A 13,221-nucleotide genomic window follows, 5' to 3' on the forward strand; every position below is an offset into this window, starting at 1 on the left:
CTCGGCCAGCATCTTGCCGATCTCGACATCGCCATTGGCCGAGATGGTGCCGACCTGCGCGATCTCCTCGCTGGTGGTCACCTTCTTCGCCCGGGCCTTCAGGTCGGCGACCACGGCCTCGACGGCCAGATCGATGCCGCGCTTCAGGTCCATCGGGTTCATGCCGGCGGCAACCGACTTGGCGCCCTCGCGGACGATGGCAGCAGCCAGGACCGTGGCGGTCGTGGTGCCGTCACCGGCGATGTCGTTGGTCTTCGAGGCCACCTCGCGCACCATCTGCGCGCCCATGTTCTCGAACTTGTCCGAGAGCTCGACCTCCTTCGCGACCGTCACACCGTCCTTGGTGATGCGGGGCGCGCCGAAGCTCTTCTCGATGACCACGTTGCGGCCCTTGGGGCCGAGCGTGACCTTCACCGCATTGGCGAGGATCTCGACGCCGCGCAGCATCTTGTTGCGCGCCTCGGTCGAGAACTTGACGTCTTTGGCAGCCATGTTCGTCTTACCTGAGTGAATTGATGGGATTGAGCGACGGGAAGGCTCAGGCGGCCTTCTTCACCGAACCGGCATCGTCGAGGATGCCCAGAATGTCGCTTTCCTTCATGATCAGCAGATCGTCGCCGTCGATCTTGACCTCGGTGCCCGACCACTTGCCGAACAGCACCTTGTCGCCGACCTTAACGTCGAGGGCGTTCACCTTACCGCTCTCGTCACGAGCACCTGGGCCGACCGCCACGATCTCGCCCTGCTGGGGCTTCTCCTTGGCGGTGTCCGGGATGATGATCCCGCCCTTGCTCTTCTCTTCACCCTCAAGACGACGAACGACCACCCGGTCGTGCAGCGGACGAAAGCCCATGCCATCGATCTCCATGCTGGAGGAATGTATTTGTTAGCACTCTCCATGGGTGAGTGCCAACGTCGCTCCGTCACTTAGAGAAGCGTTGCGCGGCTTTCAAGAGGGTTGCTCGCGCTTTGGCAGCACTTTCACGTGTCTGCTGCTAACTTTCTGAAAAACCACGAGAAAATTCAGGAAAGCTTGACGGCGGTCAAGGGTTTGTCACACTTCGTCCGACCCCTCCGCGGCGGTCGCGGAGGAGCAAGCGGACGGACCGACCATGGCCGGGCAAGCACTCTCGCCCCTCGAGCTGCAGCTCAGGGGCTACCGCATCGCCACCGCCGAGATCCTCTACCGGATGCCGGATCACCCGAGCCTGATCCAGACCTTCATCTGGCAGCACTACGACATCGCACCCCGCTACCCGGAACTGACGAAGTTTCTCGACTTCTGGGAAAAGAACATCGAGGGCCCGCTGGTCGAGGTCAGGGTCGGCCGCAGCGAGCTGATCCGCCCGCAGGGCTGGCGACAGGGTCCGGAGTTCCACCTCCACTGATCCAGATCACCGCGGATCCGGCTGGGCACCGATCCGGGACCTGCCCGAACGGCATGTGAGGAGGCTGGCGGGCGTTTCAACGACGCCCGATGGGATTCTCCGGCGATTCACGCAGCTTTAACCGTTCGGCGGCTATCATCGCGGCATCTGGTCACGGGGCGGAGGATCCAGGATGCCGGTTGAACTGGTCGGGTGGCTCGGCAGCATCGCCGGGCCTGCATACTGCAAGGCCCCCTGCTGCAAGGCCCGATGACGACCTCCCCGACCAGATCCCGCGCGCCGAGATCCCCTGCCATGCCCGGCTTCGCTGCCATGCGCAGCCTGTCGGCCGGCGCGGAGCGGCTCATGCGCTACCTGCTCGCTGCCCTGCTGGTGACCGCGGGCCTGCCGGTGCTGGGCGCGCTGGTGCCGAACGCATCCGCCGAGCTCGACCTCCTGGCCCAGTTCCTCGTGCAGGGCTTGGCACTGGCCGCCCTCGTCCTGCTCATGAGCCTCCTCACCCGGCGGCGGCGCGGGGTGCTGGCGGCGCTGGCGCTGCTCCTGGCCGGGGGGCTCGTGCTGGCACCCCATCTGGGCCTGGGCCGCCTGGTGCTCGATGCCCGCGCCCACTGGGCGGGCGCGGACCGCCCAGTGCCGCCGGTCCATCTCTATTTCCACAATGTCTGGGCAGCCAACAGCGACCTGGCCACCACCTTCGCCCAGGCCCGGGCCAGCGATGCCGACGTCCTCCTGTTCGCCGAGAGCGGCCCCGCCCGCTGGCGCCGCCTCGTACCTCTGTTCGATAGCCACCCCCACCACATCTCGTGCGCCGGGCGGAGCGAGTGCGACCTGACCCTCCTTTCCCGCCTGCCCATCGATGATCAGGTGACGTTCCACGACCGGCAGAGCGGCGGGCGCGGGATCGCGGCCACGGTCGATGGCGGTGCGGCCGGCCGGTTGCGGGTGGTGAGCATCCACCTGGCCCGGCCGATCCGGCCCGAGAGCCTGGACGTGCAGTTGCGCCAGGTCGAGGCGCTGCTCCGCTCCGACCTGTTCCGCGCGGACCTGCCGACCGTGCTGATCGGCGACTTCAACGCGGTGCCCTGGGCCACCGTGGTCGGCAGGTTCGCGAACGGCCTCCAGCTCCGCCCGGCCGGCGGCATCGAGGGGAGCTGGCCGGCCTTCTTGCCCGGGCCGCTGCGGATCCGGATCGACCAAGCCCTGGTCTCGCCTGAGATCGCGGTGCGGGCCCAGCGGCTGGAGCAGGGCGGCGGCTCCGACCATCGTGCCCTGTCGCTGCATGTGGGCGGACGCGGCTGAGCCGGGCGGAGGGGGAGGAATGCGGCCGAATCCCCAGCTCTCCGGAAAAAATGTACCAGGCGTACCGGCGTGTTCCTCCGGCTCTTTGCACTTCCGGTGCTTCCTGGTAGCTGGCTGAACCTCGGGAAGCGCGCAGCCTGTCGCCCTCGGCGCTAGCAGCAGGGCCGTGGCAGGAGGATCCTGCGTGCCCCCGAAGAGGTGGCGGGCAGCAAGGGGCCGGATCGGGCCCGGCGCATCCGCCGGAACGAGCCTGCGATCGGAAGTTTGTCGATGTCGAACAGTCCCAGCGGACCTCAGGACGTGGTGCCGCCCGGCAAGGTCGTGAACGGCACCAACGGCAACGACCTCCTGCAGGGCGGCCGGGGCAATGATTACCTGCGCGGCTTCGGCGGTGCCGACCGGATGCTCGGCGGCGACGGCGACGACCGGCTGATCGGCGACGACGGCAACGACAACATGATCGGCGGCGCCGGGGACGACGTGATCCTGGGCGGTGCCGGCGATGACCGGATCGCTGGGTCGGCCGGCAAGGACATCCTGGATGGCGGGCTGGGCCTGGATTACCTGGACTACGAGCGGGAGAACGGTCGGGTCCAGGTCAACGCCGCGACCGGCGTCGCCGTGGATGGCACCGGCGGCATCGACACGATCAGCAATTTCGAGGTGATCGTCGGCTCGCGCTTCGACGACACGATCGTCGGCTCGGCCCGCGACGAGGTGATCGTGATCCGGCGCGGCGGCAACGACTCGGCCGACGGCGGCGGCGGCCACGACACCCTCAACCTGTTCGTCCCCGACGCCACCGTGGTCGACCTCGCCGCCGGGACCTGGAGCTATGGCAGCACGGCCGGGACGGCCCGCAACTTCGAGCACCTGATCACCGGCAGCGGTGGCGACGACATCCAGGGCTCGGCGGTGGGCGAGTTCATCAACAGCGCTGGCGGCGATGACTTCGTCCAGGCCGGGGCCGGCAACGACCGAGTCGACGGTGCGGCGGGCGACGACATGATCTTCGGCGAGGCCGGCAACGACACGCTGGTGGGTGGGCCGGGCGACGACGAGCTCTATGGCGACGAGGGCGACGACACGCTGATCGCCCAGCTCGGCGAGGACTGGCTCTCCGGCGGGGCCGGTGCGGATCGCCTGTTCGGCGGCGAGGGCGCGGACAGCCTGTTCGGCGACGACGGCAACGACCGCCTGGTCGGCGAGGGCGGCAACGATTCGCTCTATGGCGGCGATGGCGACGACGTGCTGACCGGCGGCGCGGGCGACGACGAGTTCATCCGCTACGAGAATGGCGGCCGCGACATCATCACCGACTTCGGCACCGGCAACGACCGGCTGTTCGTGCTGGGCGAGGGGGTGAGCAACTTCGCCCAGTTCCAGTCCAAGGCCAGCCAGAGCGGCAGCGACGTGCTGGTCACCTTCGCCCCCGGCCAGACCATCCTGCTCCAGGGCATCGTCCTGGCCGACCTGACCGCCAGCAACGTGGTGGTCGGCTGAGCCAGGGCCTCGCGGGGATGCGGGCCGGCGGCGCGGCGAGCCCGGCAACGGGCACCGGCTCGGCTCTGCGTGTCCCCAGCGAGCGCTCGCACGTCATCGGGCACGGCAGAAGGCTCGGACGCCCGCGGCGAATGGCGCTGCACGGGGTCCTGCCGGCGCACGGAGCGACCGATCCGCAGCCGGTTGGCTGGAAGCAGCCCGAGAAGGCGGCGTAGGCAAGCGACAGGGGTGCAGGACACCCTGAGCTCGCACTGCCCTGCCCCGACTGGCGGGCACCTGCGTCGCCTTCGAGCCCAGCCAACTCGGGGCAACGTGCCGCAGCCAGCGTCCGCCCATGCCGACGCCCCGACGGAGATGGCGGAACCACGCCTAGGCTCTTGAACCCGGTGGCATCCGCCGTCATTCACCAGAGGGCACGCGCCAAGACCAGGGAGACAGCGCCATGGCCACCGTCCGCCCACGCCGTTCGGTGCTCTACATGCCCGGCAGCAACGCCCGGGCGCTGGAAAAGGCCAAGACGCTCGCTGCGGACGCGCTGATCCTGGACCTCGAGGACAGCGTGGCGCCCGACGCCAAGGAGGCCGCGCGCGCGCTGGTGGCCCAGACGGTCGCGGCCGGCGGCTATGGCCATCGTGAGCTGATCGTGCGGGTCAACGGCCTCGACACGCCCTGGGGCCATGCCGACCTGGTGGATGCCGCCACCATGGGGGTGGACGGCGTCCTCCTGCCCAAGGTGTCGGACGTCGAGCTGGTGCGCCGCGCCGTCGAGATCCTGGACGGTGCCGGCGGGGCGCCCGACCTGCCGGTCTGGTGCATGATGGAAACCGCGCGCGGCATGTTCCAGGTCGACCGGATCGCCGATCACCCGCGGGTCACCTGCCTGGTCATGGGCACGTCCGACCTAGCCAAGGAGCTCCACGCGGCCCACACCCCGCTCCGGCTGCCGATGATCACCTCGCTGGGCCTGTGCATGCTGGCCGCGCGGGCAGCCGGCATCTCAATCGTGGACGGGGTCAGCCTCGACCTGCAGGACGAGGAGGGCTTCCGCCAGGCCTGCCGGCAGGGGGCGGAGCTGGGCTTCGACGGCAAGACCCTGATCCACCCCAAGCAGCTCGATGCCGCCAACGAGGCCTTCGCCCCCTCGCCCGAGGCGGTCGAGCGGGCCCATCGCATGATCTCGGCCTTCGAGGAGGCCCGCGCCGCGGGCAAGGGCGTGGTGGTGGTCGATGGCAAGCTGGTCGAGAACCTTCATGTCGCCGAGGCCAAGCGCATGGTGGCGCTGGCGGACGCGATCGCCGCGCAGGGCTGAGCCTCAGGCGGGCGCTACCGCCTCGCAGATCGCGCGGACGTGCCGGTGGTCGGTGCCGCAGCAGCCGCCGACCACGCACAGGTGCCGCAGCGTCTGCCGCAGCGCCCGGTAGTCCGCCGCCAGCGCCGCCGGATCGCCGCTGTCGAGTTCGGTCGCCTCGTCCAGTTCGGCATGGCTGAGCGCCGAGGCATTGGCGCGGATGCCACGGACCCGGTCGAGCCAGCCGCCGCCGTCCGCCAGCACATGGGCGAAGTGGCTGGGGTGAGCGCAGTTGACCATGTAGTAGGCGGGATAGCCGTCGGTGGCATCGTCCACCGCGGCCAGCGCGTCCGCCAGCGGGTGGCCCGAGGGCAGGCGGCCATCGGTCTCCACGGTAAGCGATATCACGACGGGCATGGCGGCGGCCCTGGCGGCCTGCGCGACACCGATCGCCTCCTCCGGGTAGTTCAGGGTCACGGCGCTGACGAAGTCGGCACCGGCGTCGGCGAAACTGCCGATCTGCGCGGCGTGGTAGTCCTTCGCCTCCGCGGAACTCATCCGGAAGTCCGCGCGGTAGCCGTCGCCGCGCGGGCCCATGGCGCCGCTGATCACCAGCGGTCCGGTCGCATGCGCAAACTCGTCGCGCAGTTCTTCGGCGAGCGCCACCGCCCGGCGATTGAGCCCGTCCAGCGCGGCCGAGTCGAAGCCGAGCTTGCTCGCCCAATCCTGGCTGGCCCGCCAGGTGGGCGTGTCGATCACGAATCCCATGCCGCGCTCTTTCGCGAGCTCCAGGTAGGGCAGGTAGTAGCGGCGCAGTTGTTCCCGCCCCTTCTCGTCCGCCAGCAACGGGAAGGCGGCGAACAGCGGCAGGTCCAGGCCTTCCAGGAAGACCAGGGTGGTCTCCAGGCCGCCATCGGTCAGGAACAGGTCACCCCGCATCTGCGGCAGGTCGTGGCGATAGCGCGGCATCATGGTGTTCCTCGTTCGGTCTGGTACACGCATGACCTAGCGTTCTACGCCAAATTCGCTGTGCCGAACATCACAACCCGCCGCCGGATGGTCAGGGGGCGCGTTGCAGGTCGCCATGGGCGCGGGTGAGCGCATCCAGGAAGTTCTGGATCTGCGCCTTGTCGATGTCGCGGACGATGAACACGAGCCGAGTGTCGTGGTCCTCGGATGGCCACCGGTTCAGCGTGACCGGCGGGTGCATCACGTGCTGGACCGCATGGAAGACGAGCGGCCGGTCCGGCTCCTCGGCGATGTGCACGATGCCCTTGACCCGGAGCAGGTCGGCGCCGCGCTGGGCGGTCAGCAGGTCCAGGAACAGGGAAAAGGCCTGGGCCGGGATCGGCTCCGACTTGCGGATGGCGAACGCCCGGATGTGCTCGTCATGGCGGTTCACGTCGTGCGCATGCTGCCCATGATCGTGATGGCCTTGATCGTGCTGCCCCTGATGGTGGTCGTGGTCGTGGTCGTGGTCGTGGTCGTGGTCGTGGGCATGCCCGTGATAGGCTTCTTCCGCCAGCCAGCGCTGGACATCGATCGATTTGGTCGCCGGGTCGTAGAGCCCACCGTGAAGGAGCTGGTCGGGTGCGATCTGGCCGTGGACGACCTTCAGGATCGGTGCCACCGGGTTCAGCCGGCGCAGCCGTTCCTCCAGGGCCTGGACTCTGTCGGGCGATGCGAGATCGGTCTTGGTCAGCACCAGCCGGTCGGCGACCGCCGCCTGCTTGACCGCCTCCGGCTGCCGGTCGAGCGTATCGGCGCCATTCACGGCATCGACCAGCGTGACCACCGCCTCCAGCCGGAAGAAATGGTCGATCGCGGCGTCCTGCATCAGGGTCTGCAGGATCGGTGCCGGATCGGCGAGGCCGGTGGTCTCGATCACGACCCGGTGGAACGGCCGGATCCTGCCTTCGCGCATCCGGCCATAGAGGCCGTGCATGGTGCGGGCGAGGTCGCCGCGGATCGTGCAGCACAGGCACCCCGACGACAGCTCGATCGTGCCCTCGGCCTCGTCGCCCGCCTCCACCAGATCGTGGTCCAGCCCGATCTCGCCGAACTCGTTGATGATCACCGCCGTGCCGGCCATGGCCGGGTCCTTCAGGAGCCGTGCCAGCAGCGTGGTCTTGCCCGAGCCGAGAAAGCCCGTCAGCAGCACGACCGGCAGCTTCTGCTCCGGTCCGGGGATGGTCACCTGCATGGCTGCTCCGTTGACGCTGGACACCTGGTGGGGGCGTCGCTTGACGTATCTGTTATATTATAACGTCGCCTTCGGTCGAGCCCCTTTGGCCAGGAGAGCCCCGCCGATGCCACGCCGCCTGCCCACCACGGTGCTGTCCGGCTTCCTCGGCTCGGGCAAGACGACCTTGCTCCAGCATGTGCTCGCCGCCGCGCAGGCCGCAAGGTCGCGGTGATCGTCAACGACATGAGTGAAGTGAACATCGACGCGCGGCTGGTCGAGCAGGCCGGCGGCCTGAGCCGGACCGAGGAGCGTCTGGTCGAGCTGTCAAATGGCTGCATCTGCTGCACGCTGCGCGACGACCTCCTGGTCGAGGTGCGGCGGCCGGCCGAGGAAGGCAGGTTCGACCAGCTCGTCATCGAGAGCAGCGGGGTCAGCGAGCCCATGCCGGTCGCGGCGACCTTCGACTTCGTCGGCGACGAGGGTGCCAGCCTGTCGGACGTGGCGAGACTAGACACCATGGTCACGGTGGTCGACGTGGCCAGCCTCCTGCCGGACTACGCCTCGACCGACTTCCTGCGCGACCGGGGCGAAGCGCTGGGCGAGGCGGACGGGCGGACCCTGGTCGACCGGCTGGTCGACCAGATCGAGTTCGCCGACGTCATCGTGCTGAACAAGACTGATCTGGCTGATGCCGAACAGCTGCGCCTGGCCCGGGCGGTGGTGTGCGGCCTGAACCCGGATGCACGGCTGATCGAGGCGGCTCATGGAAGGGTGCCGCTCCACGAGAGCCTTGATACCGTTACTAGGTCGAGCGCTCGCGTCGCCTGCCGGGCTGCGCGAAGGAGCTGGCGGGCGGCCACACGCCCGAGACCGAAGAGTATGGCATCGCCAGCTTCGTCTGGCGCGCCCGGCGTCCGCTCCATCCGCAGCGGTTCGCCCGCAGCCTGAACCGGTTGCCCGGCATGATCAGGGCCAAGGGCTTGTTCTGACTGGCTTCCCGGATGGCTTTAGCGGGCGAGCTGTCGATCGCCGGCCCGGTTGTACGCCACGAGCCAGCCGGCCGGTGGTGGAGCACCGTGCCGGCGCGTGCTGCCAGCCGATCCGGCCGCCCGCCTGCGCATCCGCCAGGCATGGTAGGAACCATTTGGCGACCGGCGCCAGGAGCTCGTGCTGATCGGCATAGACATGGATGAGCCTGCCCTGCGCGCCGAACTCGAAGCCTATCTGCTCACTCCGGCCGAGATGGCGTCGGGCGAGGCGGCCTGGGGCGATGCTGCCCGATCCTTTTGCCTGCTGGAAAGCAGGCACCGCCGCCTGAACCGGCACCCCGGCACAGCCATCGGCATCCTGCAGTCCTGCCATGCTCAGGCTGCAATCTGCCCTCGGTCCTGGGCCATGGCCGGGCGGCCAAGGGCCGCGCGAAGATTGACAGAGGCTTGCGCGCACCTAGGTTGCGCGCCAGCGACCTGTTGATCATCTCTGCCGCTATCATGGCATTGCGCACGCCGGAGGATGCGATCGTGCAGGCAAAACGGCCCATTTCGCCGCATCTTCAGATCTACCGCTGGTACGCCAGCATGATGATGTCGATCCTGCACCGCGCAACCGGCATCGCTCTTTCGGTGGCGCTCCTGCTGCTGGTCTGGTGGCTGGTGGCGCTGGCTTCGGGTCCAGACGCTTTCGACCGCGTGCATTCCCTGGCCGGCAGCTGGTTCGGCCTCCTGGTGATGTTCGGGATCACCGTGGTCTGGGCGTATCACCTGCTGAACGGCATCCGGCACCTGGCCTGGGACGCAGGCTACGGCTTTCATCCTTCCGAGTTCCGGCGGACCGGCGTCATCGTGGCGGTGGGCACAGGAATCCTGACCATCGTGGTCTGGATCGCCTTCCTGATCGCCCGCTGAGGAGGCTGCTTCATGGCAACGTCATTCCGCACCCCTCTGGCACGGGCACGCGGCCTCGGCTCGGCCAAGGAGGGGGTTCACCATTGGAAGTTGCAGCGGGTAACCTCCATTTCCGAACTGCTGCTCGAGATCTGGTTCGTCACCCAGCTCATCCGTATGGCAGGATCCGGCTATTCGGAATGGGTGGCTTGGTTCTCTTCCCCGATCAATGCGAGCCTGATGTCGGCCTGGATGATCTCGATCTTCTACCACACCAAGCTCGGTGTGCAGGTGGTGATCGAGGACTATGTCGACAGCCGGCCATACAAGATCGCGGCCCTGCTGGCCCTCAATCTCGTCGCGGTGGCGCTGGCCGTCGCGGCCATCTTCTCCATCGTGACCATCTCCCTGCGGGGTTGAGGCAATGAGCACCGCCTATCCGATCACCGAACATACCTACGATGCCTTGGTCGTGGGTGCTGGCGGCGCCGGCTTGCGCGCCGCGGTGGGCATGGTCGAGGCGGGGCTGAAGGTCGCCTGCGTCACCAAGGTCTACCCGACCCGCTCGCACACCGTGGCAGCGCAAGGTGGCATCAATGCCGCGCTCGGCAACATGAACGAGGACGACTGGCGCTTCCACATGTACGACACCGTGAAGGGGTCGGACTGGCTGGGCGACCAGGACGCCATCGAGTACATGACCAAGAATGCGCCGGCCTCGGTGATCGAGCTGGAGCATTACGGCGTGCCGTTCTCGCGTACCAAGGAAGGCAAGATCTACCAGCGCGCCTTCGGCGGCCAGTCGGTGGGCTTCGGCAAGTCCCAGGCCTACCGGACCTGTGCCGCTGCCGACCGCACTGGCCACGTCATCCTGCACACGCTCTACCAGCAGGCGCTCAAGAACAAGGTCCAGTTCTTTTCCGAGTATTTTGCGCTGGACCTGCTCATGGACGACGAGGGTGCCTGCCGCGGCATCATCGCGATGAACATCGCCGACGGCTCGATCCACCGCTTCCGCAGCCAGCTCACCTGCCTGGCCACCGGCGGCTATGGCCGGGTCTACTTCTCGGCCACCTCCGCGCATACCTGCACCGGCGACGGCAATGCGATGGTGCTACGTGCCGGTCTGCCGCTCCAGGATCTGGAATTCGTCCAATTCCATCCTTCGGGCATCTATGGTGCTGGCTGCCTGATCACAGAGGGCGCCCGCGGCGAGGGCGGCTATCTCACCAACAGTGAGGGCGAGCGCTTCATGGAACGCTATGCCCCCTCGGCCAAGGATCTGGCGTCGCGCGACGTGGTCAGCCGGGCCATGACCATCGAAATCAACGAGGGTCGTGGCGTGGGTGAGCACAAGGACCACATCCACCTGCACCTAGAGCATTTGGACCCGAAGATCCTGCACGAGCGCCTGCCCGGCATCTCCGAGACCGCCAAGGTCTTCGCTGGCGTCGACGTGACCAAGCAGCCGATTCCGGTGGTCCCGACCTGCCACTACAACATGGGCGGCATCCCGACCAACTGGCAGACCGAGGTCGTGACCCGCAGGGGCGACGATCCGGACGTGCCGGTGCCGGGCCTGATGGCGGTGGGCGAGGCGGCCTGCACCTCGGTGCATGGCGCCAATCGTCTTGGCGGCAACTCGCTGATCGACCTCGTGGTGTTCGGCCGGGCGGCGGCGCACCGGGCATCGGAGCTGATTACCCCCGGCAGCGCCCATAAGCCGCTGGCGAAGGACAATGCGGATAAGGCGCTGGAGCGGCTGGACAGGCTTCGTCATGCCTCGGGCGGGTCGCGTGTCGGCGAAATCCGCCTCGCGATGCAGCGGACCATGCAGCGCCATGCGGCGGTCTTCCGTGAGGGTCCGATCCTGGACGAGGGCTGCGTGAAGATCGCGGAGGTCGCCGACAGTCTGGCCGACATCCGCATCGACGACCGCTCCCAGGTCTGGAACAGCGACCTGATTGAGGCGCTGGAGCTGCAGAACCTGATGCTGCAGGCGGTCACCACCATCGAATCGGCGCGCTACCGCACCGAGAGCCGTGGCGCCCATGCACGCGAGGACTATCCCGAGCGTGACGATGAAAACTGGATGAAGCACACGATCATCTGGATTGACGACCACTACAAGACCACCATCTCCGACCGCCCGGTGCACATGAACACGCTGAGCAACGAGGTGGAGACGGTGAAGCCTGCCAAGCGGGTTTATTGAACCTTGTTCAGCAGGCCCCCACATATCGCCTGCCCCCGGAGGGCATGTTCCTCCGCTCGGGCGGGCGATATGCCGGCCGGCACCTCGCCCGATCATTTCATGTCTATTCTCGGTGGAGCCCGCTGCCTGCGGCGGGCTCGTCGTAACGTGTCGCCGAACCGTCAGGCGTGGCGCTGACGTCCTGGCGACCTGGGACTGGAACTTCACATGGCCGAATTCGCCCTTCCGAAGAACTCGCGCCCGGTCGAGGGCAAGCGGCACAAGTCCGCCGACGGCGCCACGAACGTCAAGGAGTTCAGGATCTACCGGTTCGATCCGGAATGGGGCACCAATCCGCGCATCGATACCTACGAGGTCGACCTGGACAAGTGCGGCCCGATGGTCCTGGACGCGCTGATCAAGATCAAAGGTGAGGTCGACGGCACGCTGACCTTCCGCCGCTCCTGCCGCGAAGGGATCTGCGGCTCCTGCTCGATGAACATCGACGGCGAGAACACGCTGGCCTGCCTGAAGGCGATCGACGACTGCAAGGGCGCGGTGAAGATCTACCCGCTGCCGCACATGGAGGTCATCAAGGACCTGGTCGTCGACTTCACCCATTTCTGGGCGCAGTACGAATCGATTCAGCCCTGGCTCAAGACCGAGAGCCCGGAGCCGGCGCGCGAGCGCGTCCAGTCGGTCGAGGAGCGCGAGAAGCTCGACGGTCTCTACGACTGCATCCTGTGCGCCTGCTGCACGACCTCCTGCCCGTCCTACTGGTGGAACGGCGACAAGTACCTGGGCCCGGCGACGCTGCTTCAGGCGCACCGGTGGATCGCCGACAGCCGCGACGAGGCCACCGGCGAGCGGCTGGACGACCTGGAGGATCCATTCAAGCTCTACCGCTGCCACACCATCATGAACTGCGCGAACACCTGCCCGAAGGGGCTGAACCCGGCCAAGGCGATTGCGGAGATCAAGAAACTGATCGTCGAGCGGACCCTGTAAGCTTCCTTCGACAAGCCACTTGTGGACTCACGAGAATCCAATAAGATCGGACCATACGAAGAGGCATAAGCCCACACACGCAGGTCCGAGTTGAAAAGGGAGGTGTAAGCCTCCCTTTTGTTTTTGCACCACCTCCCGCCGCTGCCGCCGCGAGCGCCAGACTTCTTGGGCGCGCCCGGAGGATGACGACGGGAACCGGCGGCAGGGGAGCGGACGGGGATGGCCAGCACGAACGAGGACGCGGTGGTCCTGGCGAGCATCCGGCACGACGGGCGGCTGCTGATCCTGCGCCACCTGCCCGACCGCGGGACGGTGGAGCTCGGCTGGTGGAGCCGTGACGAGGCCGGCTCGCCGGTTCACACCGGCGCCATGGAACTGGCCGCCGAGGCGATCGAGGTCGATGCCTTCCTGGCCCTGTGCCGCCGGGCCCAGGCGGAGCTGGGCGGCGAACCCGCCGACGGCGTGGTGCTGGC

Annotated in this window: 13 protein-coding genes and 1 pseudogene; 10 read left to right on the plus strand and 4 right to left on the minus strand. The window is 67.7% G+C overall.

Annotated elements, in window-relative coordinates:
- On the minus strand, window positions 1-492 hold a 492-nt coding region (locus EQG76_RS14765; RefSeq protein WP_321573466.1), incomplete at its 3' end, for a TCP-1/cpn60 chaperonin family protein.
- Between the two features lie 46 nt (window positions 493-538).
- Window positions 539-853 (minus strand): co-chaperone GroES, encoded by a 315-nt coding sequence (groES, locus tag EQG76_RS14770; RefSeq protein WP_159714780.1) that lies wholly within the window; start codon window positions 851-853, stop codon window positions 539-541.
- 259 nt (window positions 854-1,112) lie between these two features.
- Between groES and EQG76_RS14775 the strand changes: the two genes are divergently transcribed.
- The 4 genes from EQG76_RS14775 to EQG76_RS14790 all read left to right on the plus strand — a co-directional run bounded on the left by EQG76_RS14775 (window position 1,113) and on the right by EQG76_RS14790 (window position 5,499).
- On the plus strand, window positions 1,113-1,388 hold the full coding sequence (locus EQG76_RS14775; RefSeq protein WP_159714781.1) for an usg protein: 276 nt from the start codon (window positions 1,113-1,115) through the stop codon (window positions 1,386-1,388).
- A 294-nt stretch (window positions 1,389-1,682) separates the two neighbouring features.
- Window positions 1,683-2,687, plus strand: a complete 1,005-nt coding sequence (locus tag EQG76_RS14780; RefSeq protein WP_159714782.1) for an endonuclease/exonuclease/phosphatase family protein — start codon at window positions 1,683-1,685, stop codon at window positions 2,685-2,687.
- Window positions 2,688-2,957: 270 nt separating this feature from the next.
- Window positions 2,958-4,190, plus strand: a complete 1,233-nt coding sequence (locus EQG76_RS14785) for a calcium-binding protein (protein WP_159714783.1) — start codon at window positions 2,958-2,960, stop codon at window positions 4,188-4,190.
- Window positions 4,191-4,632: 442 nt separating this feature from the next.
- Entirely contained in the window at window positions 4,633-5,499 is an 867-nt protein-coding gene (locus EQG76_RS14790; RefSeq protein WP_159714785.1) for an HpcH/HpaI aldolase/citrate lyase family protein, read from the plus strand.
- A 3-nt stretch (window positions 5,500-5,502) separates the two neighbouring features.
- Here EQG76_RS14790 and EQG76_RS14795 read toward each other — a convergent pair whose 3' ends face one another.
- Window positions 5,503-6,447 (minus strand): homocysteine S-methyltransferase family protein, encoded by a 945-nt coding sequence (locus tag EQG76_RS14795; RefSeq protein WP_159714792.1) that lies wholly within the window; start codon window positions 6,445-6,447, stop codon window positions 5,503-5,505.
- A 91-nt stretch (window positions 6,448-6,538) separates the two neighbouring features.
- Window positions 6,539-7,681, minus strand: coding sequence for a CobW family GTP-binding protein (locus EQG76_RS14800; protein ID WP_159714786.1), 1,143 nt, complete (start codon window positions 7,679-7,681; stop codon window positions 6,539-6,541).
- A gap of 106 nt (window positions 7,682-7,787) precedes the next feature.
- Here EQG76_RS14800 and EQG76_RS33495 point away from each other — a divergent pair.
- The 6 genes and pseudogenes from EQG76_RS33495 to EQG76_RS14830 form a co-directional block, all read left to right on the plus strand.
- Window positions 7,788-8,981 (plus strand): annotated as a pseudogene (locus tag EQG76_RS33495) (GTP-binding protein).
- Window positions 8,982-9,183: 202 nt separating this feature from the next.
- Window positions 9,184-9,567, plus strand: coding sequence for a succinate dehydrogenase, cytochrome b556 subunit (gene sdhC / locus EQG76_RS14810; protein WP_235031376.1), 384 nt, complete (start codon window positions 9,184-9,186; stop codon window positions 9,565-9,567).
- 12 nt (window positions 9,568-9,579) lie between these two features.
- Window positions 9,580-9,966 carry a succinate dehydrogenase, hydrophobic membrane anchor protein gene (gene sdhD / locus EQG76_RS14815; protein WP_159714788.1) on the plus strand — a complete coding sequence of 129 codons (387 nt, stop codon included), beginning with the start codon at window positions 9,580-9,582 and terminating at the stop codon, window positions 9,964-9,966.
- Between the two features lie 4 nt (window positions 9,967-9,970).
- Window positions 9,971-11,761 (plus strand): succinate dehydrogenase flavoprotein subunit, encoded by a 1,791-nt coding sequence (sdhA, locus tag EQG76_RS14820; protein ID WP_159714789.1) that lies wholly within the window; start codon window positions 9,971-9,973, stop codon window positions 11,759-11,761.
- Between the two features lie 207 nt (window positions 11,762-11,968).
- Entirely contained in the window at window positions 11,969-12,748 is a 780-nt protein-coding gene (locus EQG76_RS14825) for a succinate dehydrogenase iron-sulfur subunit (protein ID WP_159714790.1), read from the plus strand.
- 219 nt (window positions 12,749-12,967) lie between these two features.
- Window positions 12,968-13,221, plus strand: a 254-nt coding sequence (locus EQG76_RS14830) for a hypothetical protein (RefSeq protein WP_159714791.1), incomplete at its 3' end; no start/stop codon positions are given.

It is taken from the genome of Geminicoccus flavidas (genome assembly GCF_009806515.1).
GTDB classification, from domain to species: domain Bacteria; phylum Pseudomonadota; class Alphaproteobacteria; order Geminicoccales; family Geminicoccaceae; genus Geminicoccus; species Geminicoccus flavidus.

Bases quoted from the DNA above. Each gene is read 5' to 3' on its own strand.
- EQG76_RS14825 (WP_159714790.1), top strand. From the start codon at position 11,969: ATGGCCGAATTCGCCCTTCCGAAGAACTCGCGCCCGGTCGAGGGCAAG.
- EQG76_RS14780 (WP_159714782.1), top strand. From the start codon at position 1,683: ATGCCCGGCTTCGCTGCCATGCGCAGCCTGTCGGCCGGCGCGGAGCGG.
- EQG76_RS14800 (WP_159714786.1), bottom strand. From the start codon at position 7,681: ATGCAGGTGACCATCCCCGGACCGGAGCAGAAGCTGCCGGTCGTGCTG.
- EQG76_RS14795 (WP_159714792.1), bottom strand. From the start codon at position 6,447: ATGCCGCGCTATCGCCACGACCTGCCGCAGATGCGGGGTGACCTGTTC.
- EQG76_RS14790 (WP_159714785.1), top strand. From the start codon at position 4,633: ATGGCCACCGTCCGCCCACGCCGTTCGGTGCTCTACATGCCCGGCAGC.
- EQG76_RS14775 (WP_159714781.1), top strand. From the start codon at position 1,113: ATGGCCGGGCAAGCACTCTCGCCCCTCGAGCTGCAGCTCAGGGGCTAC.
- sdhD (WP_159714788.1), top strand. From the start codon at position 9,580: ATGGCAACGTCATTCCGCACCCCTCTGGCACGGGCACGCGGCCTCGGC.
- sdhA (WP_159714789.1), top strand. From the start codon at position 9,971: ATGAGCACCGCCTATCCGATCACCGAACATACCTACGATGCCTTGGTC.
- EQG76_RS14785 (WP_159714783.1), top strand. From the start codon at position 2,958: ATGTCGAACAGTCCCAGCGGACCTCAGGACGTGGTGCCGCCCGGCAAG.
- groES (WP_159714780.1), bottom strand. From the start codon at position 853: ATGGGCTTTCGTCCGCTGCACGACCGGGTGGTCGTTCGTCGTCTTGAG.